Origin of the sequence: Mesorhizobium sp. BR1-1-2 (assembly GCF_020165435.1) — a bacterium.
In the GTDB taxonomy this organism is placed as follows: Bacteria; Pseudomonadota; Alphaproteobacteria; order Rhizobiales; family Rhizobiaceae; genus Mesorhizobium.
Genome location: NZ_JAIUID010000004.1, coordinates 428,789 through 453,829 on the forward strand (window position 1 = coordinate 428,789; position 25,041 = coordinate 453,829).

The 25,041-nt window shown below is 64.3% G+C and carries 26 protein-coding genes; 5 read left to right on the forward strand and 21 right to left on the reverse strand.

Translation table 11 applies throughout. The features are described 5' to 3' along the window. Positions 1 to 2 precede the first annotated feature (2 nt). From LB551_RS11700 to flhA, 6 genes are all read right to left on the reverse strand, one after another. Positions 3 to 233 (reverse strand): hypothetical protein, encoded by a 231-nt coding sequence (locus LB551_RS11700; RefSeq protein WP_224659365.1) that lies wholly within the window; start codon positions 231 to 233, stop codon positions 3 to 5. After that, complete coding sequence (locus tag LB551_RS11705) at positions 202 to 606, reverse strand: response regulator (RefSeq protein ID WP_224624123.1); 405 nt, start codon at positions 604 to 606, stop codon at positions 202 to 204. Before LB551_RS11705 ends, LB551_RS11700 begins: the two co-directional genes overlap by 32 nt. A 5-nt stretch (positions 607 to 611) precedes the next feature. Beyond that, complete coding sequence (locus tag LB551_RS11710; protein ID WP_224659243.1) at positions 612 to 3,050, reverse strand: ATP-binding protein; 2,439 nt, start codon at positions 3,048 to 3,050, stop codon at positions 612 to 614. A gap of 300 nt (positions 3,051 to 3,350) precedes the next feature. Continuing rightward, on the reverse strand, positions 3,351 to 3,734 hold the full coding sequence (locus LB551_RS11715) for a hypothetical protein (RefSeq protein WP_224623928.1): 384 nt from the start codon (positions 3,732 to 3,734) through the stop codon (positions 3,351 to 3,353). A 1-nt stretch (position 3,735) separates the two neighbouring features. Continuing rightward, positions 3,736 to 4,488: a flagellar biosynthetic protein FliR gene (gene fliR, locus LB551_RS11720; RefSeq protein ID WP_140496241.1), complete on the reverse strand. Its 753-nt coding sequence runs from the start codon at positions 4,486 to 4,488 to the stop codon at positions 3,736 to 3,738. Further along, on the reverse strand, positions 4,485 to 6,572 hold the full coding sequence (gene flhA, locus LB551_RS11725) for a flagellar biosynthesis protein FlhA (protein ID WP_140549646.1): 2,088 nt from the start codon (positions 6,570 to 6,572) through the stop codon (positions 4,485 to 4,487). Before flhA ends, fliR begins: the two co-directional genes overlap by 4 nt. Before the next feature lie 114 nt (positions 6,573 to 6,686). Between flhA and LB551_RS11730 the strand changes: the two genes are divergently transcribed. Continuing rightward, entirely contained in the window at positions 6,687 to 6,986 is a 300-nt protein-coding gene (locus tag LB551_RS11730; RefSeq protein ID WP_224623927.1) for a putative quinol monooxygenase, read from the forward strand. A 39-nt stretch (positions 6,987 to 7,025) separates the two neighbouring features. Here LB551_RS11730 and LB551_RS11735 read toward each other — a convergent pair whose 3' ends face one another. Further along, positions 7,026 to 7,505 carry a MarR family winged helix-turn-helix transcriptional regulator gene (locus LB551_RS11735; RefSeq protein ID WP_224623926.1) on the reverse strand — a complete coding sequence of 160 codons (480 nt, stop codon included), beginning with the start codon at positions 7,503 to 7,505 and terminating at the stop codon, positions 7,026 to 7,028. Between the two features lie 62 nt (positions 7,506 to 7,567). On the opposite strand from LB551_RS11735, the gene LB551_RS11740 reads away from it, so the two are divergent. The 4 genes from LB551_RS11740 to LB551_RS11755 all read left to right on the forward strand — a co-directional run bounded on the left by LB551_RS11740 (position 7,568) and on the right by LB551_RS11755 (position 11,608). Beyond that, entirely contained in the window at positions 7,568 to 8,323 is a 756-nt protein-coding gene (locus tag LB551_RS11740) for an NAD-dependent epimerase/dehydratase family protein (RefSeq protein WP_224623925.1), read from the forward strand. Then, entirely contained in the window at positions 8,320 to 8,832 is a 513-nt protein-coding gene (locus LB551_RS11745; RefSeq protein WP_224623924.1) for a cupin domain-containing protein, read from the forward strand. Before LB551_RS11740 ends, LB551_RS11745 begins: the two co-directional genes overlap by 4 nt. Before the next feature lie 160 nt (positions 8,833 to 8,992). Continuing rightward, positions 8,993 to 10,774, forward strand: coding sequence for a chloride channel protein (locus LB551_RS11750; RefSeq protein WP_224659244.1), 1,782 nt, complete (start codon positions 8,993 to 8,995; stop codon positions 10,772 to 10,774). A gap of 96 nt (positions 10,775 to 10,870) precedes the next feature. After that, positions 10,871 to 11,608, forward strand: a complete 738-nt coding sequence (locus LB551_RS11755; RefSeq protein WP_224659358.1) for a DUF4336 domain-containing protein — start codon at positions 10,871 to 10,873, stop codon at positions 11,606 to 11,608. A gap of 53 nt (positions 11,609 to 11,661) precedes the next feature. Here the strand turns inward: LB551_RS11755 and LB551_RS11760 are convergent, their stop codons facing one another. The 14 genes from LB551_RS11760 to LB551_RS11825 form a co-directional block, all read right to left on the reverse strand. Further along, positions 11,662 to 13,305: an MFS transporter gene (locus LB551_RS11760; protein ID WP_224659245.1), complete on the reverse strand. Its 1,644-nt coding sequence runs from the start codon at positions 13,303 to 13,305 to the stop codon at positions 11,662 to 11,664. 264 nt (positions 13,306 to 13,569) lie between these two features. Then, positions 13,570 to 13,836: a flagellar biosynthesis protein FliQ gene (fliQ, locus tag LB551_RS11765; protein WP_140496235.1), complete on the reverse strand. Its 267-nt coding sequence runs from the start codon at positions 13,834 to 13,836 to the stop codon at positions 13,570 to 13,572. 21 nt (positions 13,837 to 13,857) lie between these two features. Further along, a complete protein-coding gene (gene flgD, locus LB551_RS11770; protein ID WP_140549654.1) occupies positions 13,858 to 14,265 on the reverse strand; it encodes a flagellar hook assembly protein FlgD in 408 nt (135 codons plus the stop codon). After that, positions 14,265 to 14,705: a flagellar biosynthesis repressor FlbT gene (gene flbT, locus LB551_RS11775; protein ID WP_140549655.1), complete on the reverse strand. Its 441-nt coding sequence runs from the start codon at positions 14,703 to 14,705 to the stop codon at positions 14,265 to 14,267. The genes flgD and flbT overlap by 1 nt, the downstream gene beginning before the upstream one ends. Then, the gene (flaF, locus tag LB551_RS11780) at positions 14,702 to 15,049 is read right to left on the reverse strand and encodes a flagellar biosynthesis regulator FlaF (protein ID WP_140496232.1); all 348 of its coding nucleotides are present in this window, start codon (positions 15,047 to 15,049) and stop codon (positions 14,702 to 14,704) included. The genes flbT and flaF overlap by 4 nt, the downstream gene beginning before the upstream one ends. A 30-nt stretch (positions 15,050 to 15,079) precedes the next feature. After that, entirely contained in the window at positions 15,080 to 16,123 is a 1,044-nt protein-coding gene (locus LB551_RS11785; protein WP_224659246.1) for a flagellar hook-associated family protein, read from the reverse strand. Positions 16,124 to 16,126: 3 nt separating this feature from the next. Next, entirely contained in the window at positions 16,127 to 17,578 is a 1,452-nt protein-coding gene (flgK, locus tag LB551_RS11790) for a flagellar hook-associated protein FlgK (protein ID WP_224659247.1), read from the reverse strand. Between the two features lie 28 nt (positions 17,579 to 17,606). Then, on the reverse strand, positions 17,607 to 18,863 hold the full coding sequence (locus LB551_RS11795; protein WP_224659248.1) for a flagellar hook protein FlgE: 1,257 nt from the start codon (positions 18,861 to 18,863) through the stop codon (positions 17,607 to 17,609). A gap of 79 nt (positions 18,864 to 18,942) precedes the next feature. After that, a complete protein-coding gene (locus LB551_RS11800) occupies positions 18,943 to 19,611 on the reverse strand; it encodes a response regulator transcription factor (protein ID WP_140549660.1) in 669 nt (222 codons plus the stop codon). 222 nt (positions 19,612 to 19,833) lie between these two features. Beyond that, positions 19,834 to 20,421: a transglycosylase SLT domain-containing protein gene (locus LB551_RS11805; RefSeq protein ID WP_224659359.1), complete on the reverse strand. Its 588-nt coding sequence runs from the start codon at positions 20,419 to 20,421 to the stop codon at positions 19,834 to 19,836. Beyond that, on the reverse strand, positions 20,351 to 21,730 hold the full coding sequence (locus tag LB551_RS11810) for a flagellar hook-length control protein FliK (protein WP_224659249.1): 1,380 nt from the start codon (positions 21,728 to 21,730) through the stop codon (positions 20,351 to 20,353). Before LB551_RS11810 ends, LB551_RS11805 begins: the two co-directional genes overlap by 71 nt. Beyond that, positions 21,727 to 23,091 (reverse strand): chemotaxis protein MotC, encoded by a 1,365-nt coding sequence (locus LB551_RS11815; protein WP_224659250.1) that lies wholly within the window; start codon positions 23,089 to 23,091, stop codon positions 21,727 to 21,729. Before LB551_RS11815 ends, LB551_RS11810 begins: the two co-directional genes overlap by 4 nt. Next, positions 23,088 to 24,422, reverse strand: coding sequence for a MotB family protein (locus LB551_RS11820; RefSeq protein ID WP_224659251.1), 1,335 nt, complete (start codon positions 24,420 to 24,422; stop codon positions 23,088 to 23,090). The genes LB551_RS11815 and LB551_RS11820 overlap by 4 nt, the downstream gene beginning before the upstream one ends. After that, positions 24,419 to 25,039 carry a hypothetical protein gene (locus tag LB551_RS11825; protein WP_224659252.1) on the reverse strand — a complete coding sequence of 207 codons (621 nt, stop codon included), beginning with the start codon at positions 25,037 to 25,039 and terminating at the stop codon, positions 24,419 to 24,421. The genes LB551_RS11820 and LB551_RS11825 overlap by 4 nt, the downstream gene beginning before the upstream one ends. Between the last annotated feature and the right edge of the window lie 2 nt (positions 25,040 to 25,041).

The window sequence follows — 25,041 nt, forward strand, 5'->3', positions numbered from 1 at the left end:
GATCAACCCATGAACCGACATCCGCCAAAGCGGTCCATGCCAGAAATCCGCGCGGCTTTGCCCGCGGCCGCTAACGTCGTGCAATCATAGATAAAGCCGATTCGCGACGGCAGCATTTCGATACAATCACTAGATGAATATCGGCCCATGGTATAGGAGCCGTAAACAGCAAACAGCGCTTTGCCGACCGACTTCTTGCCGTCACCTTCGCTGGCGCGCCCAGGCAGGGCCATCGCGCCGCCGGAGCAGCTTCCTCACTTCACCTGCAAGCGCCAGCGGATCGAAGGGTTTGGCGATGACCCCGACCGCTCCCATGGCGAGATAGCGCTCGACCTGATGCGTTTGCGTACGCGCCGTGATGAACGCCACGGGTATTGATGCCGTCAGCGGCGAATCGGCCAGGCGCGTCAGTGTTTCAGGCCCATCCATGTCCGGCATCATCACATCGAGCAGGATGAGGTCGGGCTGCCAATCGGCAGCTTCGGTCAGCGCCACGCCCCCCGAGGAGCAGGACCGCACCTCGAATTCCGGATCGAGCTCGAGCGACATTTGGGCAATCTCGCGAATATCGTCCTCGTCATCCACATAGAGAATCCTTGCCGGCATCATCGTCACTCCTTGGCATGCGTCGGGGCGACGTCGTGGCGTGACGAGGCCAGCATGTTTCTGACCAGCTTCGCGACGTCTATTTCAGAGGCCTTGGTCTTGGTCATGATCGCCTGCACCCCGTCGCCGAGCTTCTGGTCGAGTTCCGCGGCCGAGAAGACGATCACACGGGTGTCTAGCGGCAGATCGGCGAGCAGATCCAGCCCTGATCCGTCGGGAAGCGCGATGTCCAGTATGATCAGATCGAAGCGATGAAGCGCGATAGCCTGCTGGGCCTCCTTCAGGGTTTTGGCCGAGGTTATCGAGACGCCGGAACCCAGTCCCTCCGACATCACCGCGAGCACGCCCTCGTCGTCCTCGACATGGAGGATTTTCGGCTTCGGCTCGATCCTGCTTGCGACAATCTTGGCGAGAGCGGCGTGAAGCCGCTCCGAATCCACCGGCTTCTCCAGCCAGTCGACGATGCCGACAGCCGTCCCGTTCAGCGTCCGCCTGGCCTCGTCGGCGACGGCGGAGATGACGATGACCGAAATGTCGGAATTCACCGGCGATGCCCTTATGTCGTGGAAGAGCTTGATGCCGGATTCCCCCGCCAGCTTGATGTCGAGCGTCAACGCCACGTAATCACGCGACCGCAGAAGCGCCTTGGCGGTGGCGATGTCAGGTGCGACGTCGCTGGAAAAGCCCTCCGCATCCAGAAGCGCAGCGATCACTGCCGCGACGTCGGTCTCGTCCTCGCAGATGAGAACACGCATGCGGCCATCGGGCTTCGGCGGCGGGCGCTCCGGCGAAGCCGGCTTCGCGTCGTGCCTGGGCGCTTCGGCAAGGTCGACGTGGAAAGAGGTTCCCTTGCCTTCCTCTGTCTCGAAGGAAACGGCGCCGCCCAGCTTTTCCATGATAGTTTTGACGATACTCAAGCCTAGGCCCGTGCCCCCCTTCTTGCGGGTGCTAGACGCATCGGCCTGCTCGAACTTGCCGAATATCCGGCTGCGGAACGCTTCCGGGATGCCTGCTCCCTGGTCGACCACCGATATGCGCAGCATGTCGCGGTCGCGACGCTCGAGCTTCACCATTACGGTGCCGCCGGGATCGGAGAACTTGATCGCATTCGACAGCAGGTTGGCCATCACCTGATGCAGACGGTCCGGGTCGATATTGGCCTCGGCGCGCGGGGCATCGTCGACCAGGACGATGCGGATCCTGTTCTCGGCCATGTAATTGGAACTGGCGGCAATAGCCTGCTCCAGCACCGGGCGGACAGCCATCTGCTTGATCCTGAAGGCGACTACGCCCGATTCGATCTTCTCCATGTCGAGGATGTCATTGATGAGAAGGACCAACCTTTCGCTGTTGTTGTGGGCGATGTTGACGAGGTTGGCGGCCTTGGGTGGCAGTTCGCCCGCGACGCCTGCCGCAATCAGGCCGAGCGAGCCGCGGATCGACGTCAGCGGCGTGCGCAACTCGTGGCTGACCGTCGAGATGAAGTCGTTCTTGAGCTGAGCGTTTCGCTTCTGCTCGGTGATATCGCGATTGTAGGTGATGACGCCGGTGATCCTGCCGGCCTCGTCGCGGAAAGGAGCTTTCAAGGTGTAAAGCCAACCCTGCCTGCCATCTGGAAACAGTGCGGGCTGATCGATGCGCAACGTTTGCCCGGCCTCCAGCGCGCCCGTCTCATCCTCCCTGAAGCCTTCGGCCACCTCCTTCGGATAGAAATCGAAATCCGTCTTGCCGATCAGATCCTCGACCGAAGCGGCGCGCATCATTTCGGCAGTGGCTGGATTGGCGACGACGAAGCGGCCGTTGACATCCTTCACGTTTAGGCAATCCGGCAACTCGCGAACCATGGCGCGATAGATCATGTTGGACATGGCGAGGTCACGCCGCCGCTGCTGGCGATCGAGCAGCACGCCGATGATGAAGGTGCCGAGGAAGCGGAACACTAGCGACGGGAGCGTGCTCTGCTGCACAAAGCTGGCGACGACCTGCGGGGGGATGATCAGAAGGGTGATCAGTCCGGCCAGCGAGACTGACACGCCGAGGCCGAGTATATCGAACATAGTGCGCGACCGGGCCGCGACGATGTGGTGCCATGCCAGACCGACCACGGCGGTGATCAGGATGCTCATGACGCCGGCGCTGGCACCCTGCCCGCCAAGATAGAGCCGATAGGCGATGGAGCCGGCAGTAGCGATCAACATCGCCGGCCACCCGCCGAAGAACGCGGCGGCTGCGACGAAAGCGGCGCGCAGATCGACGACGAAGCCGGAGACGGACAGAGCCGTCGCCATGGAAATGATCGCGCCCACGCACATCACCCCGCCGAGAAGCAGCGACTGAATTCTCTGCGGGAGACGTCCCGTGAAATCTGCCACAAGGTCCCAGGCGACGACTAAGATGGAGACCAGGGCAAGATTGGCGAGGAGTGAGTGCCAGATATCGGCCATGATTTTCCGGCTCCTTTTCTCCGATTCATATTGGCAAAACCTATCCAAGCTCTAAAGAGGCAGCGCGTCAGCCACCGGTGTAGGACTGAAGGCGTCCCGGCGCGACGATATGGCAGGCGTCTTGGTTGCGCGCTCCTCGAGCATCAAGTTGACGCTTGATCTCTGCGGCGCAGCTCCAGCTTCGAATTGACCATGGCTGTTCTTAGGCGTCCGCTTACGGGCCGAGCAAGGGCTGCTCGTATGGCCGACACGACGCGCAAAGTGGCCATATGCGCTTTTCCGCTTGCAGAACTGCCTCCTTTACTCCTGCCCCCGCTTCTGCGCGATCAAATCGAGGCGTTCGCGGTCGGAGCGTTCGCGTTCGTCGCGGTTGCGCACGTCCTTGTAGGCGCGCTCGACCATGTTGGTGCGCGCGGTTGCCGACGCGACGAGGCCGGCTTCCTGCCTGGCGCCTTCGAGGTTCGCCTCCTGGCGCACGACGGCCTGGGCGATGCGGCGGTGGTAGAGATCCGGGAAAAGACCGGAGAGGGAATTGTCCTTATCGAAATGCTCGACCAGTTCCTTGGCCTCGGCTTCGGCGGCATTTGCGGCAGCGAGTAGGGTGGCGTGGCGCGTCTCGTGCAGCGCCTTCAACTGTTCCTGCACCTTGACCAGCTTCTTCAGGCGGTCCTTGCGCGTGCTCATGTCACCTCGCCAGCGTCAGGTCGACAAAGCCGTCCACGAACAGCGACAGCATGGAGCCCACGGCGAAATAGAAGATGAGCATGCCGCCGGCGATGACGAAGGGCTGGGAGATGAAGTAGATCGGGATCTGCGGCGTCAGCTTGTTGACGAAACCGATCGTGAGATTGACGAGAATGGCATAGGCGACGAAAGGGCTGCCGAGGCGGATGACCAGGAAGAAGGTGTCCGAAACGGTGTCGGCGACATCGACCAGTGCCGCCTGCGGGTTGAAGAAGACGTTGACCGGCGCGACCGTATAGGACGTCACCAGCGCGCGTATGATCTCATGGTCGAAGTCGAAGACGAACAGCAGCAGCAGCGCCGAGAACGAGATCATGGCGGCGAGCGCCGCCTGCGGTTCGGGCTCCTCGATCGCCGGTCCGCCCGAGCCGCCATAGCCGATCAGCATGGCGATGGCCGACCCCATGAAACGCAGGGCTTCCATGTAGAGCCTGGTCATGGCGCCGATCAGGCCGCCGACCAGGAGTTCGGAAACGATCATCGGCACCAGGATCTGCGGACGCGGATCGACGAAGGGAAAGATCTTGTCCCACAGGAAGGCGAGCAGGCCGCCGGTGGCGGCGACCGCAACGAACAGCCTGACCTGCACCGGGATGCGGGCGCTGGACAGGCCAGGCATCAGCATGAAGCAGGCGCCGATGCGGCAGAAGGCGAGGAACGCCGCGATGACGACCGCTTGCGAGAGAACGCTCACGATATGGTCCCGAGCACCCTGATCTCGACGCCCTTGGCGATTTCGACATGGGAGAGCACCGGCAGCGTGGTGAACAGCCGTTCGATGATCATACGCACATAGGGGCGTGCGTCGGGCGCGGTGACAAGCACGAAACGCTCGCCGGCTTCGAGGAATTTCTTGATCGCCTTGGTGGCGTCCTGGCCGAATTCTTCCAACTGGCGCGGATCGATGTCGAACTCGCGGACCTCGCCCTTGGCGTCGCGCTTGAGGCTCTGATGGAAGGCGAGGTCCCAGCGGTTGCCGAGACGCAGCACCTTGAGCACGCCGCCTTCCGAAAGGTCGCCGCAGATCTGCTGCGCCATGCGGATGCGCACATGCTCGACGATCTGCTCGGTGCGGCGCACATGCGGCGCGATCTCGGCGATGGCTTCGATGATCAGGTGCAGGTTGCGGATCGAGACACGTTCGGCGAGCAGCAGCTTCAGCACTGCCTGCAGGCCGGGATAGGAGATGTGCGTGGTGCAGATCTCGTCGGCGAGCTTGCGGTATTCCTGGTCCTGGCGCTCCAGCAGCGCCTTCATGTCCTTGTAGGACAGGAGCTGCGGAAGGTTGTTGCGGATGACCTCGGAGAGGTGGGTGAGCAGCACCGACATGTTGTCGGCAAAGGTGAAGTTCTCGCGCTTCAGATCCTCGGCGAAGGTTTCCATGACCGAATAGGCGCGCATGCCGAAGGCCGGCTCGCGGATCTCCTCGCCCGGAATTTCGGGAACGTCGCGGTTGCCGAGCAACACCATGATCTCCCCGACGCGCATCGAATATTCGGCGACCACCGTTCCGTGCACCTTGATCTGGTAGCTCTTCGGCGGGATGGCGAAATCGTCGGCGACGCGCACTTCGGGCACGACGAAGCCATATTGCTGGGCGAATTTCTTGCGCATCTTGGCCATGCGGAAGACCAGCTCCTGATGCGAGACCAGCAGCCGGGTCGAAAGCTGCTTGCCGATCAGAAGTTCGATCTCGGCGGTGGCCAGCGAGGCCTTGACCGAGTTCTTCTCTTCCTCGGCCTTGGTCGCCTTCTCCTGGTTCTTCAGCGCCTCGGCCTCGGCCATGGCCCGGTTGTGGCGCATCGGAATGACATAGCCGAGGCCGGCCATGCCACCGGCGAGCGCGAAGAAGGGGAAGAAGGGCAGGCCGGGCATCAGGCCGAGCAGCACCAGCAGCGCCGCCGCCACATAGAGCGCGCGCGGATGCGCGCCGAGCTGGCCGAACACGGCCTGGTTCGTCGAACCGCGCGTGCCGCCCTTGGAAACCAGCAGGCCGGCGGCGAGCGAGACGATGAGCGCCGGGATCTGGGTGACCAGACCGTCGCCGACCGACAGCTTGATGAACACGTCGGCGGCCTCGCCCATGCCCATGCCGTGCCTGATATAGCCGATGGCGATGCCGCCGACGATGTTGATGGCGGTGATGATGAGGCCGGCGATGGCGTCGCCGCGCACGAATTTCGAGGCGCCGTCCATCGAGCCGAAGAAGGAGGATTCCTCTTCCAGCTCGCGGCGGCGCAACTGCGCTGTCTTGTCGTCGATCATGCCGGCGGAGAGGTCGGCGTCGATCGACATCTGCTTGCCGGGGATGGCATCGAGGGTGAAACGGGCGCCGACCTCGGCGATACGGGTGGCGCCCTTGGTGATGACGATGAAGTTCACCACGATCAGGATCATGAAGACGATCAGGCCGATGACGAAATCGCTGGCCATGACCAGTTTGGAGAAACCGGCGATGACATAGCCGGCGGCATGCGTGCCTTCATTGCCGTGCGACAGGATCATGCGCGTGGTGGCGATGTTGAGCGACAGCCGCAGCATGGTAGCGATGAGCAGCACGGTCGGAAACGAGGAGAAATCGAGCGGCCGCTGGATCCACAGCGCCACCATCAGGATCAGCACCGAAAGCGCGATCGAGAAGGCAAGGCCGACGTCGATGAGAAAGGCCGGGATCGGCAGGAACAGCACGGCCAGGATGATGACGATGCCCAGCGCGAAGAAGACGTCGCGGCCGTTCTTGGCCACGGCGCCGGGCTGGATGCTTTCGCTTATCGCCATTCTATCCTCGAAAACCCTGGGGCTGCCGAGCATGCGACAGCCCGGCGAGGGTAGCTGGCCAAGCTTGCGCGAGGGTGGGAGAGTGGGTCTGCCCAACCATCGAAAGGAAATCTCATGCTGCTGATCATCGGTACGGTTCGTCTGCCACCAGACAGGCTCGAACAGGCAAGGCCAGCGATGGAACGCATGGTTGTTGCCAGCCGTGCCGAGCCCGGTTGCCTCGCATACTCCTATGCGCAGGATGTCCTCGATGCCGGGTTGATCCGGGTCACGGAAGTCTGGAGCGACAGGGCGGCGCTCGACGCACATTTCGCCGCGCCACACCTTGTGGACTGGCGCGCAAGCTGGCCGTCGCTCGGCATCGGCGAGCGCAATCTCGTGCTCTACGAGGCCGGCGACCCTAAGCCGACCTGAGCGCCTTGCGGTCCGATTTCCACAAGCCGTGGCGGAGGCTCAGGATATGGCGGCATCTGCCGTGGCAATTGCGACCAGCCAACGTCTGACTGTTCTTTCTTCCTCGGCCGACAGGCCTTCCGTCAGGTCGCGCTCGATTGCGCGCACCCGCTCCCGACACGCTCGCAGCAGCGCCCGGCCGCTGTCGCTGAGGTCGAGGTGCACTATGCGGCCGTGAATCGCGTGCGGCTTGCGAACCAGTGAGCCGGCCCGCTCGAGATTGGCGACAATGACGCTGAGCGTTTGCGGGGTGAGCAAGGCCAGCCGGGCGAGATCGGCATTGGAAAGACCGGGGTAGGCGGCCAGCATGGTCAGTGTCACGAACTGCGGCTGCGTCACGTCGAGATCGGCGAGCGCTCGTTCGACCCTGAGCCGATGGGCGCCCGCCGCCTGCCGCAGGAGATAGCCGAGATAGCCTTCTTCGCCACGTTTGCCTTCGCCCGGAGCCGGGATCGAGGGGCGCTGATTTGGCTTGCGCATAATGTAAGAGCTCTTATATGTTATTCGAACCCTGATATTATCGCAGTGCAAGGACGATGACGATGGCCTATCGAATTTTTCTCGCCGGCGCCGCAGGCGCAGTCGGGCAGCGGCTGATCCCCCAATTGCTGGCCGCCGGTCATCAGGTGACGGGCACCACGCGCAATGCGGACAAGGCCGCCAGGCTGGAGACGCTTGGCGTCGAGCCCGTGCTGGTCGATGTGTTCGATGCGCACGCGCTGTCGCGCGCCATGCTTGGCGCCCGACCCGACATGGTCATCCATCAGCTGACCGACCTGCCGGCGGGCCTCGATCCGAGCCGCATGGGCAAGGCGATCGTACGCAATGCCCGTATTCGGGACGAAGGCACCCGCAATCTGGCCGCCGCCGCTGCGGCGTCCGGCGTCCGCCGCCTGATCGCGCAGAGCATTGCGTGGGCTTATGCGCCCGGCCAGCAGCCCTACACCGAAAGCGACCCGTTGGATGCCGATGCCGAAGGAAACCGCGGCATAAGCGTCAGGGGTGTCATTGCGCTGGAGACGACCGTGCTGAACGGGCCGTTTGCCGGCGTCGTCCTGCGCTATGGCCAGCTCTACGGGCCAGGAACTGGAACCGAGGCGGCTGGCGGCGCGTCGCCGCTGCATGTCGATGCAGCTGCCTATGCCGCGCTGCTCGCACTCGACAAAGGCGCGCCCGGCATCTTCAACGTAGCCGAACCCAATGAGGCTGTCTCGACGCGGAAGGCGGTCGAGGAACTCGGCTGGCGCGCCGATTTCCGCCTGCCGCCTGAAGCAATCCACGCGGAGACATCGACATGATCAGCAATCAGGCTCGCCTGCGCACCGGCCAATTTCTCATCGGCATCAGTGCCGTCGCGGTTCTGTCCGCACTGTCGGCAAAGTGGGCCGGCCCGGGTTTCATCGGCGCCGTTCCCCCTGCAATGGAAGGGCACATGCATATGGAAGGCGTCGATGCCGGCAGTCCCTCCGCGGCACGGCCTAAGACCGTCGTTACGCCCGTTTCCTGTGAAAAGCTGCCGAATGTGCCGGGCAAGTCGATCACCACAGCCGTCGTCGAATTCCCCCCGAATGCCTATACGCCCCGCCACCGTCATCCCGGCTCGGTGAGCGCTTTTGTGCTGGAAGGCACGCTGCGCTCGCAACTGGCGGGCGGTCCCGTCGGCATCTACGTCAAGGGACAAACCTGGTTCGAGCCGCCCGGCGCAGTCCATCTCTTCGCCGAGAATGCCAGCACCACCGAACCCGCCGAACTGCTGGCGACTTTCATTGCCGACGACGATTGCGGGCCACTGACAATCCCGGACTGACGGCAACGCCGATCGCTTCGCAGACAGGGCAGAAAGACCGCAATCAGCTGGTTTCCTGGCCATAATGGCGCCTTTGATGTCGGCATTGTGGTTGTCATGCCGTGCCGCCCGGCGTATCAGGCGGGTCTTCCATTGCCTTTCATGTCGGCGAGCCGCCCCGGTGCTTTCCAGGAACCACAGCGAAGTCTACGCCCGCCGGCTGCGCGCGGTGCTCATCAATTCGATACCGCTGCTCGAAGCGCGAGGCATCGCGGTTGTCGTCCTTGCCGGCATCGTCGGCGTGATGGCGGGCATACTGGTCACCGCGATGAGCCAGATCGTGCAGGACCTGCACGGCCTGTTGTTCGGCGTGCAGCCCGGCGGCCGGCTTTCCGGCATGTTCTCGCTCGCCCACCCCATGCAGGCCCTGATCCCGGCGATCGGCGGCATCCTGCTCGGGCTGACGGTGCTCTGGCTGAGAAAGCGGAGATTCCGCACGCCTGTCGACCCGATCGAGGCCAACGCGCTCTATGGCGGTCGCATGTCGCTGACCGATACGTTCATCATCGCCGGCCAGACCATGATCTCCAGCGGTTTCGGCGCCTCCGTCGGGCTGGAAGCGGGCTACACGCAGGTCGGTTCCGGCCTGGCTTCGCGGCTGGCGCGGCTGTTCAAGCTGCGCCGCAACGATGTCCGCATCCTGGTCGGCTGCGGCGCCGCCGGTGCCATCGCGGCGGCTTTCGATGCGCCGCTGACCGGCGCTTTCTATGGTTTCGAACTGGTCATCGGCATCTATTCGGTCGCCAATGTGGTGCCTGTCATGACCGCGGCGATCTCCGCCTCGCTGACCGCCGAGATGTTCGGCGGCGTGCCGTTCCCGCTGGAGCTTGCGGGCCTGCCGGCACTCACGGCCAGCCAGTACGTGCCGTTCCTGCTGCTTGGGCTGCTTGGCGGGGCCGCCTCGATCGCCATCATGCATCTGGTCACGCTGGTCGAACGCGCCTTTGCCAAACTGTCAGTCGATGCCTCGCTGCGTCCCGTCATCGGCGGCGTCATCGTCGGCCTGCTTGGGCTGGTCACGCCGCAGGTGCTGTCGAGCGGCCACGGCGCGCTGCATCGCGAATTCGCCATGAACTATGGGCTGAGCGTGGTGGCCAGCGTCTTCGTGCTGAAGCTGGCGGCTTCCGCGATCTCGCTGGGTTCGGGGTTTCGGGGCGGACTTTTCTTCGCTTCTCTGTTTCTTGGCGCCTTGCTCGGCAAGGCATTCGCCGATGTGATGGCTTTCGTCTCGCCGTCAACCGGCATCGATCCCGCCGTCGCTGCCGTTGTCGGCATGACATCGCTGGCGGTCGGCGTCGTCGGCGGGCCGCTGACGATGACGTTCCTGGCGCTGGAATCGACCCGCGACCTGACGCTGACCGGCGTCGTCCTGGCGGCCTCGATCATGGCGGCGATCCTGGTGCGCGAAACCTTCGGCTACTCCTTCTCGACGTGGCGCTTTCATCTGCGCGGCGAGACGATCCGCAGCGCCCATGACGTCGGCTGGATGCGCAGCCTGACCGTCGGCTCGATGATGCGCAAGGATATCAAGACCATCAATGCCGACACGACGCTTGCGGCCTTCCGCAAGCAGGTGCCGCTGGGTTCGGCCCAGCGCGTCATCGCCGTCGACGCCGGCGACCAGTATGTCGGCGTGCTGATCGTTGCCGAACTGCACAGCGACCTGTCCGACGGCGAGACGACGGTGCGCGATCTCGCGCAATACAAGGATGCCGTTCTGGTGCCGAGCATGAACGTGCAGTCGGCCGCCGAGACCTTCCAGCGGGCCGGCGCCGAGGAACTGGCCGTGGTCGAGGATTTCACCGACCACATCGTGCTCGGACTGCTGACCGAGGGCCATTTGATGCGGCGCTATGCCGAGGAGCTGGAGAAAGCGCGCCGGGATCTGTCGGGCGAAGGGTAGGTCGGGCGAAGGTAGGCTGCCGAGTCGGCCCGGCTGAGCTCTTGCAAGGCGAAGCTGCGGTGGCCAAGCTTGCTCTCCACCCTACATCAGCAGACCATGGCCGACCGCACACCATATCCGCCGCTCAACACGTTAAAGCCGGTTTCGAAGGACATCTGGATCGTGGATGGCCCGGTCATCCGCTTCGGCATGCCTTGGCCGAAAATGCGGTTTCCGACGCGGATGACCATCATCCGCGTCAACGACGGCGATTTGTTCGTCCATTCACCCACCCTGCTGACAGAGGGCCTCAAGGCCCAGATCGCCGGGTTGGGCAAGGTCCGCTACATCATCGGGCCGAACCGGATCCACTATTGGTGGATTCCGATGTGGCGCAGGGCCTTTGCGGATGCGGGTATCTGGCTGGCACCGCGGATTCGCGAGCAGGCGGGCGACAGGATCGATTTCGAGGCGGCCGAGCTTGGTGCCGAGAGGGGCTACCCGTGGGACGATGACCTCAAGTCGCTGCCGGTGGAAGGCAGCTTCATGACAGAGATGGTGTTCTTCCATTCCGTCAGCCGAACATTGATCCTGACAGACCTGATCGAGAACTTCGAACCGCGGAAGCTTGGCTGGCCGTGGCGCTGGCTTGCCAGGGCGGCTGGTGTCGTTGATCCGGATGGCAAGACGCCGCGCGATTTGCGATTGACCTTCCCCAGGGTGCAGCTCAAGGCGGCGGTCGAAAAGATGATAGAATGGAATCCGGAACGCGTGATCATGGCGCACGGCCGTTTGTACGAACGCGATGGCGTCGCCGTGCTGAAGCGCGCGTTCCGCTGGCTGGGTCCGCTCTAACGCTTTGTCTTGATGCAAGCCCGAACGAAAACGTCTTCGCCTTTCCTGCACTCCTAATGCTCGATCGGCCCCTTTGCCATGACCAGCGCCGTGCCCGCGGTGGTCGGGCGCTCGATCACGCGGCGCACCCGCGGCGGCTCGTCGCCGCTGTGCAGTGCCCGCAGGCGCTCGCCGACCATGGCGTCGGCTTGGGTGATGCGGCCGTTGTGCCTGACATATTCGAGCCAGGTCGGCGTGTGGTAGTGCTCGATCCAGATCGCCGGATTTTCGAGATCGCGCGCCAGCGTCCAATTGCGGGCACCGTCGCGGCGGCGGATGCGGCCGCGCTCGGCCATGGTGGCCAGGAACTCCGGCACGTCCTCGTCACGGATGATGTATTCGATCATGATGGCGATGGGGCCGCTGCGCGGCTTCAGGTCGAGCGCGAGATGCGGCTCCTTGAAGCGGTTGAGCGGATCGAGGTTCAGCACCTGCTGCTGCGGCAGCGGCAGCACGAGGCCGATGGCGCCGCCAGCCAGCATGGCGATGGCCGCCGCGATCAGCGCTGTCCCGGCGCCATGCGCGTCGGCGACGATGCCCCAGATCCAGCTGCCGAGCGCGATGCCGCCGAACGTCGCGGTCTGATAGACCGACAGCACCCGGCCGACGACCCAGCGCGGCGTTGCCATCTGCACGGTGACGTTGAAGTGCGAAAGCGCGATCACCCAGCACGCGCCGCCGACCAGCAGGCCGAGCGATGTCTGCCAGGCGTTGTGGCTGAGGGCGGCATTGAAGGCGCAGACGGCGAAGCCGGCGAAGGCCGAGCGCACCATGGTCTCGCTGGACAAAAGCTGACGCAGCCGCACGCTGATCAGCGCGCCGCCGACCGCGCCGATGCCGAAGGCGCCCAGCATGATGCCATAGGTCAAGGCATCGCCCTTGACGACGTCGCGCGCCACCAGCGGCAGGAGCGCCAACACCGCGCCGGCGCTGAAGCCGAAGGCGGAGCCCCTGACCAGCACCTTGCCGATATTGGGCGACATGGCGACATAGCGCAGGCCTGCGCCCATGGCCGCGCCAAGCGACTCGCGCGGCAGCGTCGATGGCTGCACCTGCGGCTTCCAGCGCGCCAGCACGACGATGAGACCGATATAGCTCACTGCGTTGGCCGCGAAGGCGGCCGCCGCCCCGGCTGCGGCGACGATGATGCCGCCGATCGCCGGACCGACGCTGCGGGTCAGGTTGAAGCCCATCGAGTTCAACGCGACGGCGGCCGGCACTTTGTTGCGGGGCACGATGTCACCGACGGACGCTTGCCAGGACGGGCTGTTCAGTGCCGTGCCGCTGTCGATCAGGAAGGTGAAGGCAAGCAGCGTCCATGGCGTCATCAAGCCGGAATAGGTGAACAGGGTCAGAAGCACCGAGACGACCAGCATGAAGGTCTGGGCGACCAGCATGACCTTGCGCCGGTCGAAGCTGTCGGCGATGGCGCCGGCGACGAGCGCGAACAGCATGATCGGCAAGGTGGTCGAGGCCTGCACCAGCGCGACCTGATAGGGCGAGGTGGCGATCGTGGTCATCATCCAGGCGGCGCCGACGCCCTGAATGAGGCCGCCGAAATTCGACACGAGGCTGGCCGCCCACACGGCGCGGAAGATGCCGTGCCGGAACGGCGCCAGCGCCGAAACGCTCTCGCTCTCCGGCTTTTCGTCAATCATAGGAAAGGCCCTGCCATGGCTTGCCGATCGTTGCGGTGATCCGTTTCCCCGGATGGTTTGCCGAAACTATGGCATCGTGCCGCAAAGAGCGAACGTCTTGAAAAAAAGATTATAGTCCAACAAGGGGATAGAGGAGGACTACGCAGCCGTGCGACTTTGCTTCGATGCCGCGCCGCGCATGCACCCTATGCCCTACATGGTCCGCCATCGGCGACTGCCGAAACGTCGTGGGGACAGAACGGGCCGGCTGACAGCAAGCAGCGGCTAGAACCCGTTTTCAATGCGTTCGAAGACGACGTTGGTGAAGGCCGATATCTGGCTGCCGATAAAGGGACCGGTCAGCGCCGCCACGAGCATGATGGCGACGATCTTCGGCACGAAGGTCAAGGTGATCTCCTGGACCTGCGTCAGGGCCTGGATCAAGGCGATGCCGATACCCACCGCCATGGCGACCAGCACCACCGGCGCGGATGCGGTCAGCACCGTCCACACCGCGTACTGGACGATGTCGAGTGCGTCGGCCTCGTTCATGGGATCGGCCTGCCGGAGCCGTCAGCTTGCCGCCTTGACCGAGACGCCGGGGCCGACCGCGATCTCGGTGCCGTTGCCCAGCACGGCGATGAGGCCGCTGCTGGCAAGGCGCACGGACGCGACGGTGCCCGTCGTCTTGCCGTCGGCGGACGTTATCGAGCGCCCGATCAGCGCATCGGCCTGCGACAGCGCCGAGGACTGCATGATCTGGTCCAGCTTGGTATTGGTCTGCACAGACTGCTCGACCTGCGAGAAGGTGGCGAGCTGGGCGACATACTGTGTCGAATCCATCGGCTTGGTCGGATCCTGGTTCTTCATCTCGGCGATCAGAAGCTTCAGGAAGGACTGGTAGTCGACAGCGGTCTTGGAGGTCTGCTGGCTGGCCTGATTGGCGCCAACCGGTATCGTCGTCGTCATGTCCACGGTCATCAGCGTGCTCCCACAGCCAGCGGACGCGAGGCGCCCGGAACGTCGTCATTGCCGCCAAGCGCGCGGCGTTCGAGCGGATAGAGCGACCGGATCGCCTTTAGCGCCTCGTAGATGTGATCCTCGCCGACCATGCGGTCGATCTGTTTCAGCGCACTGCCGATCTCGGCGTCCTCGAAACTTGCAAGCAGCAGCGGCAGGGAGCGTCGGAACATTTCGCGCGCCTCGCCGGCGCCGGCCGGGTTCATCAGCATCACCTGGAGGATGAAATACAGCTGCTTGAGCGGTGTCGAGGCGTCATCGGCCTGGATCACATGGCTTTCGAGCAGGAACTGCACGTCGTTCATCAATTCGACGGTGACCTTGCGGTCGACGCGTATGACCGCACCGTTGACGTAGATCTTCTCGTTCGGCTTCAGCGATATCTTCAGCGTGTTGGTCATTGAATGCCGTCGCGGATGATCTGGGATACCTCGATCAGTCCCTCGAAATTCTGGGTGCGGCCCTGGCGAATGTCTTCCGCCTCGCGCAGCAGCCAAAGACCGATCGAAATCAGGTTGGCGCGCAGTTCCTTGGGAAGCGCGTTGTCGTTGGAGCCGAGATCCTCGACAAAGGCGGTCCAGACGCGGTTGGTGAAATGCAGCGCCTCCACTGCCTCCATCGAAGCGGGGCCAAGGGCGGCGGCCGCCGCCAGCATGTCGATCGAACGGGTCAAAAGCTCCCGTTCACGGTCCTTCGCATCGGCGACAGAGGTGCTCTGGATGTCGGCGTAGGAGAATTGGTACATCGTTGGCTCTACCGTTCCGGTTCAGAGTTGTCAGGTCAGGTAATTCAACAGGCTGAGCTGCTGGAGCCGCGCCGTCAATGCGAAGGAGGTCTCGATGTGCTGCGTCAGGTCGGCGACGCGGGTCGCGGCTTCGGCCGGGTCGACCGCTTCAAGATCGAGAATGTGGCGCTCGAACAGGTCGACCTGCGTCTTCATGCGGTCGACGGCGTCGGACACGCGCTTCTGGACGATACCGGTTTCGGACTGAACCTGGCCGATGCCGCTCAGCGCTTCGCCAACCAGCGACTGCGAGCGGCCGACGATGGTGTCCTTCGCCGCCTGGCTGATGTTGGTCGACATCAGGCTGGAGACCATGGCCGCCGCCATGGCGAGCTTCTTGATGCCGTCGCTGTTGGCGCTGGTCGAGGTCGCGGTGGTTTCGTTGAGCGCGATGCGGCTGACGATCTGCTGGTCGGTGGCGTTCGACCAGTTGGCCTGCCAGCCCGAGCCGAAGAACTGCGGCTCGACGTCGTTGGTGATGAAATCGTCCATCTGGGCCGCGGTAATGTTTGCCGCGGCAGGGTCATCCGGCGTGAAACCGAAATTGGCCACGAAGGAGGCGTCGAAGGCAGCCTTGGCGGGTGATCCGGCCGCGGTGAAATCGTTGATCGGCTTGACGTCGGTGTTGGTGCCGGCAAACAGATACTCGCCGTTGACGCTGGTGTTGAGGATCGAGGCGAGCTGCTGGACGGCCGTCTTGCCGGCCGACTCGGTGAGGTTGGCGGAAGAATCGCCCGACGTTGAGGAGGTCAGGCTCGATAGCAAGGTCTGCGCGACGCTGGAGAGCTGGCCGAGCGAGGTCTGCGTCGAGGAGAGCCGGGCGGCCACCAGGCCGTTGGAATCGATGATGACATTGAGCCGGTCGAGATCGCGCGAGAAGGTGACGGACTGGGCGGTGCGTCCGCCCAGCGCCAGGCCGACATCGGCGACCCTGCCGGTCGAGGACTCCTTCGTGGCTTTGACGAGTTCGGCCTGCATGCGCATCTGCTGATAGCGCATCGCGTTCGAGAGGGCGGCCGAAGAGACTGAGGTCATGGATTATCCCACCGCGCTGAGCAGAGCCGCCAACATGTCGTCGACGGTTTTCATCATTCGGGCCGATGCCTGATAGGTGTGTTCGAGATCGAGAAGCAGCGACATTTCCTGATCGACATTGACGCCGGTGGCGTTGGACAGCGCCTCGGCGCCGCGCGATGCCAAAGCTTGCTTGGCGTCGGCTGCGGTCGAAGCCTGCTGGCGCACGCTCTGGAGCCAACCGATCGAATTGGCGGCATAGTCGGCAACGCTCGACGTCGCCGAAATCCCGGCGGCGGGGTCGAATGTCATCGGCTGATCGAGCCGGTCGCCATAGGCGACCAGAAGGCTGGAATAAGAGGCGCCGCCAGTGTTGACGACATAGGCCGCGCCGTTGGCGCCGCCGTCGCGCAGCAGTGCCGGATTGCCGCCCGCGCTTGGATCCATGGCGGCATTGACGCTGATCGTGCCGGCAAGGCCATTGACCAGCGTGCCAGCGGCCGGCACTGCCGGCGCGCCCGACCAGGTAAACAGTCCGGCGGCGTTGGGCATCGACGGCGCGGTCTCGGCGAAGGCCGTGATCAGACCGCGCGCGGTCTCGTCGAGCTGGCTCTGCATGGTCGAGGCGACGCCATCGCGCAATTGCAGCAAGCCGGCAAGCTTGCCGCTGGCGCTGGTGTTGCCGCCGGTTCCCGCCGAGATCGGCACATTGTCGATGTAGAGCGCATTGCCGGTGGTACCGGCGCTGTAGCCGGAGGACGGGGCGAAGCTGACCGTGCGCGGGATCGTTTCGAACAGCGTCGTGCCGTCACCCGTGGTGATGACCATGTCATTGTCGCCGCGCGTGAAGGTCGAGACCGGAACATAGTCCGAGATCTTCTTCAAAAGCGCGTCGCGCTGGTCCAGCGCATCGGAAACGTCGGTGCCGGAGCGCGTGCCCGATATGACAGCCTGGTTGGCATCCTGGAACTGGCTGAGCAGCGAGTTGAGATCGTCTACCGCCGTGGCGATCTGGCCGTCGGTCTGGGTGCGAAAGTCCTGAATGGCCCTGGAGCCTTCGTTCAGGGAGCGCACGACCTGCTTGGCCGCGTCGATAACGCTGGAGCCGAGATTCTGGTTGGACGGCGAGGTGGCATAGAGCTGCAGCGCCTGCTGCAAATTGCCGATCGCGGTCGAGGGAGAGGACGCATTGTCGACACCATTGACCGAAACATCCAGCTGATCCAGGCCGCTGTAGAGCGCGTTCTGGCCGCTATATGCCGACAGGGCGCTTAGATTCTGGCGGAAGAGCAGGTCGTTGGCTACGCGCTGGATGTCAACCGAGCGCGCGCCCGGCGCCGTGCTGGTGACGACGGCGATGCGGCGCGTATAGTCCGGATTGGAAGCGTCGGCGACGTTGCGCGAGACAACGCTGGTCTGCCGAGCGGTGTTCATAAGCGCCGATTGGGCGATGCTCAATGCGGTGGAAAGCGACATGCGGCTCTTTCACGGGCGTTGCCCGGTTTCATCTCTTCAGGTTGACAAGGACGTCCATCAGGTCGGAACCCGTCTGGAAGACTTTCGAATTGGCGGTGTAGCTGCGCTGCGCCGCGATCATGTTGGTCAGTTCCTCGGCGATATCGACGTTCGAATTCTCGAGCGCGCCGGAGATGATGGAGCCGAGCTTGCCTTCATTGGCAAAGCCGACGCGGACCGCGCCGGATTCTGTGCCTTGCGAGTACACATTGCCGGGCAGCGCGGTGAGCTGGTCGGGACTCTGCACATCGGCCAGCGGGATCTTGTAGAGAGGCTTGGTGGAGCCGTCCTTGTACTGGGCGTAGATGGTGCCGTCCTTGCTGATCTGCACCTTGTCGATGGTGCTCGGCGCGTTGCCGTTGACCTGTGCGTCCGAAACCGTGAAGCCGGTGCCGAGCTGGGTCAATGCCGACAGATCCAGCGAAAAGGCGCTGCCGTTGGGCACGGTGAGCGAGACGCTGTCGACGGCGCCGGTGAGCTTGCCCGTGGTCGCGTCGAAGGTCAGGTTGGCCGAGCCCAGTGCGCCGCCTGCGTAGGGGAATGACGTTCCGGCTGTCGCCTTCGACTGGTCGAAGACCGACACCTGCCAGGTGCCGGCGCCGGTGTTGGTGAAATAGACGTCGAGCAGCTTCTTGTTGCCGAGATTGTCATAGGCGACCATCGAGGATTTCGAGGTGTACTGCGCGCCTGCGGCATTGGTGGTGGGCAGGTTGCCGGCCGCGACTGGCGTCGCGCCTGCGGGCAAGTTACCGCTGTAGAGACCCTCGGTGCTCGGCGTCGCGGTCATTCCCTGGTCGGAGATGACGACCGGGACCAATCCTTCAAAGCCGTTCACCGTAGCCGCCGGCACGCCATTTTCGTAGCTGTAGGCCATCAGCTGGAAGCCGGCCGAGTTGACCAGCCTGCCCTGTCCATCGGGAACGAAGGCGCCGGCGCGGGTCAGGAAAGGCGTACCGCTCGGGTCCTGGACGACAAAGAAGCCGTCGCCGCTGACGGCAAGATCGGAGACAGAGGTGGTGTATTGGAGCACGCCGGGATCGCTGACCGCCTGCCGGATCGTGGTGGTGATGCCGCCGGAATTATAGGCGCCGCCCGTCGAGGGCATGACCAGAGTTGAAAATTCTGCGGAGGATCGCTTGTAGCCGGTGGTATCGGAATTGGCGATGTTGTCGGCTGTCGTCGACAGACGGTTGGCCTGCGCGTTCATGCCGGAAACGCCGGTCCGCATCATCCCGTAGAGGCTCATCGAAATGTCTCCGCAATGTCCATGCCACTGGCAGCGAGGCTACGCGTCCTGTCTTGCGCGAGGCTGGCGCGGCGGCGCATCAGAACACCAGCCGGTAGCCGAGGAAGCGCTTGGAATCGATCGGATCGGTGCCCAGCTTCTCGCGCAGCTTCTTGCGCAGCTTACTGATGTGGCTTTCCACCACGTTCTCCTCGACCTCTTCGTCGAAGATGCCGTAGATGGCGTTGAATACTTGGGTCTTGGTGACGCGGCGGCCGCGATTGCTTGCCAGATATTCGAGAATGCGGCGCTCACGGCGCGGCAAGGGAAGCGGCTGGCCATCGATTTCGGGGTCGCGGCCATCCATGAAGATGCGCATGGCGCCGATCTCGGTGAAGGCGGCATCCTCGTTGGCGCGGCGGCGGATGGCTGTTATGCGAGCCAGGATCTCTCGGATATGGACCGGCTTGCGGATGACGTCATCGACACCGCTCTCGAACAGCCGCAACGTGTTCTCCAGCGAATGCTGCTCGCTGAGAGCAATCACCGGGGCTCCGGTGCGGTCGCGGATCTGGCGCGGAGAGATCGCGCCTTCGCGGCAGTCGCCGATGAGGAAGGCCCGGACCGAGCGCAGATCGGCATCGGCGGCCGAGTTCACCCACTCGCCGAATTCGCCGGAAGCGAAGCCTGCGCAGGCGATGCCTTCGCGGTCAAAAAGTGAATTGTATCCGTCTGTCACGAGCTCTCGCTCGTCAACGATAACGATCATCGGCCCCGCCTCCGAATCAGCTCATCTGCCCCGTGGGGAAAGCCGTATCCGCTGGCAGGAATCCTGAACAACCGTCATTTCTTGTAACTAGTTTCTTGGGAGTCCGGAATCGCATCGGTTGCATTAGCGTGGGGTGAGATATGCTTCGTGCTCCAAGTCCCGGCCAAGTCGAAGCGCAACGCCGAGACTTTGCGACTGATTGCATGAGATGCAAGAATACGCTCATGGGTTGCAGAACGTGCGGGCATTGCCGGTCCATTTGCCGAAGCCGGTGGCAACCATGTTTGATATCACGCGGCAGACATAGACCTTCTGCGCCGGGTCGTTGTCAGGCCCGGCATGATAGCGGGCGACGGCCATCGACCAGGTCACGTGACGGGCATGAAGGCTGGCCAGGAAACGCGCCGCATAGTCGACATTCTGACGCGGATCTAACATGTCCTCGACGCTGCGAAAATGCGCGCCGTGGTAGTGGTGATTGATTTGCATGCAGCCGAGATCGATCAGCGTCTTGCCTTCGCGTCGGGCATTGGCGAAGGTGGCAAGAGCTTCGGCGCGGCTTGTCGGGAAGACCGCTTTTCCTTCTATATTCAATGCGTTGGGCTGCAAGCTGCCCTTCTTGCCGGTCTCGGTCAAGCCGACGGCATAGAGGATGCCGGCCGGCACGCCATAGCGGTCGGCGGCGCGCAGGATTTCCGGTTCGCAAGCATTGGCGGCGGCAGCGGCGGCGCCCGCAAGACTAGATAAACATATCGCCGCCAGCGCGCTCGCGAGAAGGCGAAGCGGGGCGGCCGTGTGTTTGCGCGTCATCATTGTGCCTTCCCGCGGATTGCTGGCCCGGTTGCTGGCCGCCGGCGCCGCTGTTGCCGCCGGCGGAATTCCCGGGTTGAAAGGACGACTGGTCGCGGCCCACTGCCGTCTGCAAGGATGCGGTTGCATCAGTGCGGGTCGTTGCGGGGGGTGCTACCGAAGGTTGTAGTATCGTGACCTTGTCAACCTCGAAGCCGAGTCCGCGCAGGGACTTGACGATGGCATCACTATCCGAGGACAGCCGGTGGTAGGCGTCATGTGTTTGAGGCTTCAACTCAATCGAAAGTTGTTCTCCGGAGAGGCGAAGATTGGCGGTGACCATGCCAAGCTCGGCCGGATGAAGTTCGATCTTCAACACATGTGTCGCGGCGGCAACAGGGCCTGTCAGTTGCGCGGTTGCGGAGGGTGTCGAAGGTGCCGTTTTCGGGCCGCCATCGGCTGTTATGGCGCCGATCACGTTGAGGGCCGCCTGGCTCATCGGCGCCTGCGGCGGGGCAGGGAAGCTGCGCTCGGAGACCACGTCGATGCGCCCTGCCGCCGACAGTTGTTTTCCGGGCCCGGACCGCAAGGAGGACTGCACATCGGCGATGGATTTCAGCTGCGGTGCCGCCTGCTTCGGATCCACGCCCGGCACTTCGGCCGGCGCTGTCTGGGGCAGCGGCCCGGCGATCGCATTGTCGCGTTTTGGCGTGCCGGCGGCGTCGTGGACGGTCTGGCCATCGAGCTTGGTCAGCGGCCCATCGACGAGCGATGTCCGCTCGGGCTTCGACATCGGCTCAAGATCGTCATGCCCGGCGGCGGATTTCGGCCGATAGGCCTTCGGCAGGAGCTGCCCGTCGAGCGCCGGTTCCTGTCCGGTTTCGCTCGTACCGGCCGGTCTGGCCGATGTCGAGAAATGGCGCAGGTCATGGAACGCGATCAGCAACGGCAGATGGTCCTCGAGCCGCGTCGTACCTGTCTCGGCCGCCGCGCCATCGGCGTCGTTGTCCGGGGTGTCCTTGTCCGGCTCGGCGGTCTTGTCGTCCCTGGCTGTTTTCGCGGCCGGCATTCCGCTGGATGGGATCCTTGCCTTGCCAGCCGGCAGTGGCTCGTCCTTCTGCCCGGCAGGACCGGCGGCAAGCCTGCTCCAGCGCTCATCGCGCGATCCGGCCCCGGCTGCCGGATGCTTGTCCGGGTGGGCCGGGCCAGCCTTGTCGTCCAGCATCTTGCCGAAACCCGTGTCGTCATTCTTTCCGGTCGCTGCCGGCTGTTCCGCCGTCGTGCGCGCGGTGGCGATTCCCGGCAGCGCCGGACCGAGGCTGGGGGTCATTTCGGAGCGGCTCCAAGCATCTGGTCGATCAGGTCGAGTTGTCGACGAGTTTTGACCATGGCGGCATCGGTCGGGTCTGAAGTGTCCGTGCTGGCCGCGGCCGCCGGCGCCGATGCCGGCAGGACAGTTGCCGCATCGTCCGGAGCCGGTGCGTTCGGCGCAGCTGCCACTGTATCGCCGGATGGCGCGACGGCCGGCTGTTCGGAGAGAGCACCCTCGACGGGCGGCAATCCGGCGGCGTCGGCGGCCTGCGCGGCGGCAGGCTCGGGCTCGTGCGATGGCATGACCTCGGCAGGTGCCGGGCTTGCGGTCGGAAGGGAAGCGGGCGGCGCCACCACTTCGCCGGCGATGGCCTCGGCGGCGTCGAGCAGCGCGCGGTCGCCGTCCGACAACCGGCTGCGGTCGATCCTGCCCAGCTTGGCGCGCACATCCTCGATGGTACCCGATGTCACGGTGGACAGGCTGGAATACAGCAGGGCACGCGGATCGCCCTGATTGGTGTTGCCGTCGCGGCCTTGCTCGGCCCGCGCCGAGGCGAAGGCGGACAATTCGTTCAGGCCGTCGATCGCGGCGCGGCGGGCGATGCGCAGATAAATGACCTTCTCGCGCTCGGGATCCATCATCGAGGTGATATCGGCCAATTTGTCCTGGCTGATCGACATGTGCAGCTCAATCACGCCCGAGACGAAGGAGTCGGCGAACTGGCTGGCATAGGGCGAATAGAGATAGCGCTCGACATATTGTGTGGAGGCAAGCGCGAAGCGCGCCGCGTCGCGCTGCGCGACCGCAATGCCGACCGAGCGGCGCAATGCCGCCTCCTCCACCAGTGTCCCGGGGCCGAGCAGTTTCGCCTCGTCGAGCAGCACCAGCGCCGCGGCCGGCTGGTCGCCGGCGAGCAGCGAACCCTTGACCAGGGCAAGGAAGGCGCCGAGGTCGCTGGGCTCCGCCATCGGATCGACCGGCCTCAAGGCTTCGATGGCCTCGCCAGGGCGGCCGTTCAGGTAGTCGATGACGCCCCTGGCAAGGGCTAGGTCCCGCGCATCGGCGGCGGCGCGCGACACGGCCGCCTCGACAGTCACCGGGTTGCCGCCGCTCATGCCGTAGACCAGCAACGCGCGAAAATTCTTCGGATCCTTGAAATCGTCCTTGTCCGCCTCGCGCAGACGCGTATCGATCATCTCCAGCAGCTTGGACTGCATCGGCAGCGCTGCGTGGTCGCCGACGGCGATACGGTCTTGAATAAGCTGTAACGAGCGCACCAGCTGATAGGGTTGCAACGGATCCTGGGCGAGTGCGGCCATAGGCTGGCCGGCCGACAGCAAAAGGCCCATCAAGCGGCTGGTGAAGACCGCCCGCCTCATCCGCCGGTCGCCATCAATATCTCGATGCGGCGGTTCACCGCCGACAGCGGATCGGCGGGGTCCTTCGGCTGGCGGTCGGCGAAGCCGGCGACTTCGGTGATGCGGCGCTCGTCGACGCCGCCGCGCACCAACAAGTAATAGGCCGAATGCGCGCGCGCCGTGGAAAGCCGCCAATTGTCGTAGCCGGCGCCGCGGAATGGCCGTGCGTCGGTGTGGCCATTGATGCTGATCGTGCCCTTCTGGCTGTTGACGATGCGGCCGATCTTTTCCATCGCCAGCACCAGCTCACGGCGCGGCATCGCCGAGCCGACCTCGAACATGCCGAAATCGAGTTGGTCGGTGATCGAGATGACGACGCCCTTGTCGGTGGCTTCGACGGAAACCCCATCATGCAACTTGTCGCCAGGTTTGAAGGCATCGGCAAGCTGCTGCCTGACATCGGCCGCAGCCTTGAGCGCGGCCGCGCCCGGCATCTTTTCGCCGGCATCCGGCTTGGCCGCCTCCTGGGCGGCGGCAACCTTGGCGTCCGCGAGCCCGGCAGCGTCGGCTTTCGCATCACGCGCCTCGGCGATTGCCGTTGCGGGCTTGCCGTCCTTTGCCAGAGGTTCAAGCGGCGCTGCGATGACGGGCGGCGCCGGCGGCACGGCCTTGACCTTGGCGACCTGCGCCTCGGCGGCCTTGTCGCCGGGCTTCACCGGATCACCTTCGATCCTCGCGCGCTGCGCGCTGGCCTCGGCGCCCGGCGAGGCGACCTGCTGAGACCAGAAATCAGGCTCGAACGGATCGCGATAGGAGGCGCCGCCGGAAGCGCCTGTTGCCGGGCCGGCACTTTGCGCGCCGCCATCGCCCTTCTGGCTGACGTTCTGCATGACGCCGGTGTTGGTGGCGATTTCCGAAAGCACCGCATAGGGATCGGCGAACAGGTGTTCGTCGGACTGCTCGGACTGCTGTGGCTCCTGCTTTTCCTTTTTGGGATCGGATGAACCCGCGCCGCCGGCTCCATCCTGTCCGGCCTTGATGGCCGCCTCTTCCGGATTGTCGGCGGTCAGCCCGATGGCGCGGGGACCGTCGCCGAGATCTTCCAGGCCCTTGCGGCTCGACGTGCGGTCGACCAGCTTCACCGGATTGAAATAGCTGGCGACCGCCGCCTTGGTCTGTTCGTTGGCGGCGTTGATCAGCCACATGACCAGGAAGAAGCACATCATGGCCGTCATGAAGTCGGCGAAGGCGATCTTCCAGACGCCACCGTGATGGCCTTCCTCGTGGTCGTCATGGCCGCGACGCACGATGATGATCTCGTGCCTGGCCGGATCGGCATCGGCGACGCTCATGCCAACACCTCGGAGAGCGTTGCCGACCATTCGGCCATGCGCGTCTCGAACACCGCTTCGTCGATGGAGACCGTGAGATCGAAGCCGGGAGCTTCGATGAAGTCGAGATTGGCGGCGCGCGCTCCGAGCGATGCCTTCAGCGCTTCGAACAGGGAAAGCGGTCCACGAACGACTATGCGCACCGCTTCGCCATCGCCGACCGCTTCGCGGACCGCACCGGCAAGCGCTTCAAGCGAGCGCCTTTGCAGGTCGTCACTGACGATGCCGCCGATGATGCGGGCGACCGTGGCGGCGACGAGGTCCGTCACGCGCGCCTCCATGGCATCGATGCGCAGCGAGACCGCCTCGCCGACATCGCCGCCGAAGCTCTCGAGAAAGGCCTTCGCTTCCTCGGCATTCGCCCGGCGTTCAGCATCCATCGCTGCTTCGTGGGCAGCCGCAAGCCGTTCGCCAAGCGCTGCCTCCGCCTGGGCGACCGCTTCGGCGATCAGCGTGCCGATATCGGCTTGCGGCGCGGCTGCTTCCGGCTCGTGCTCGGCGGCGGCCTTCGGCTGGCTGACACGTTGCGGGCGCGCGCCGAAATCCGGCAGGAGGTCGAAAAGGGCTAGGGAAGGCATGG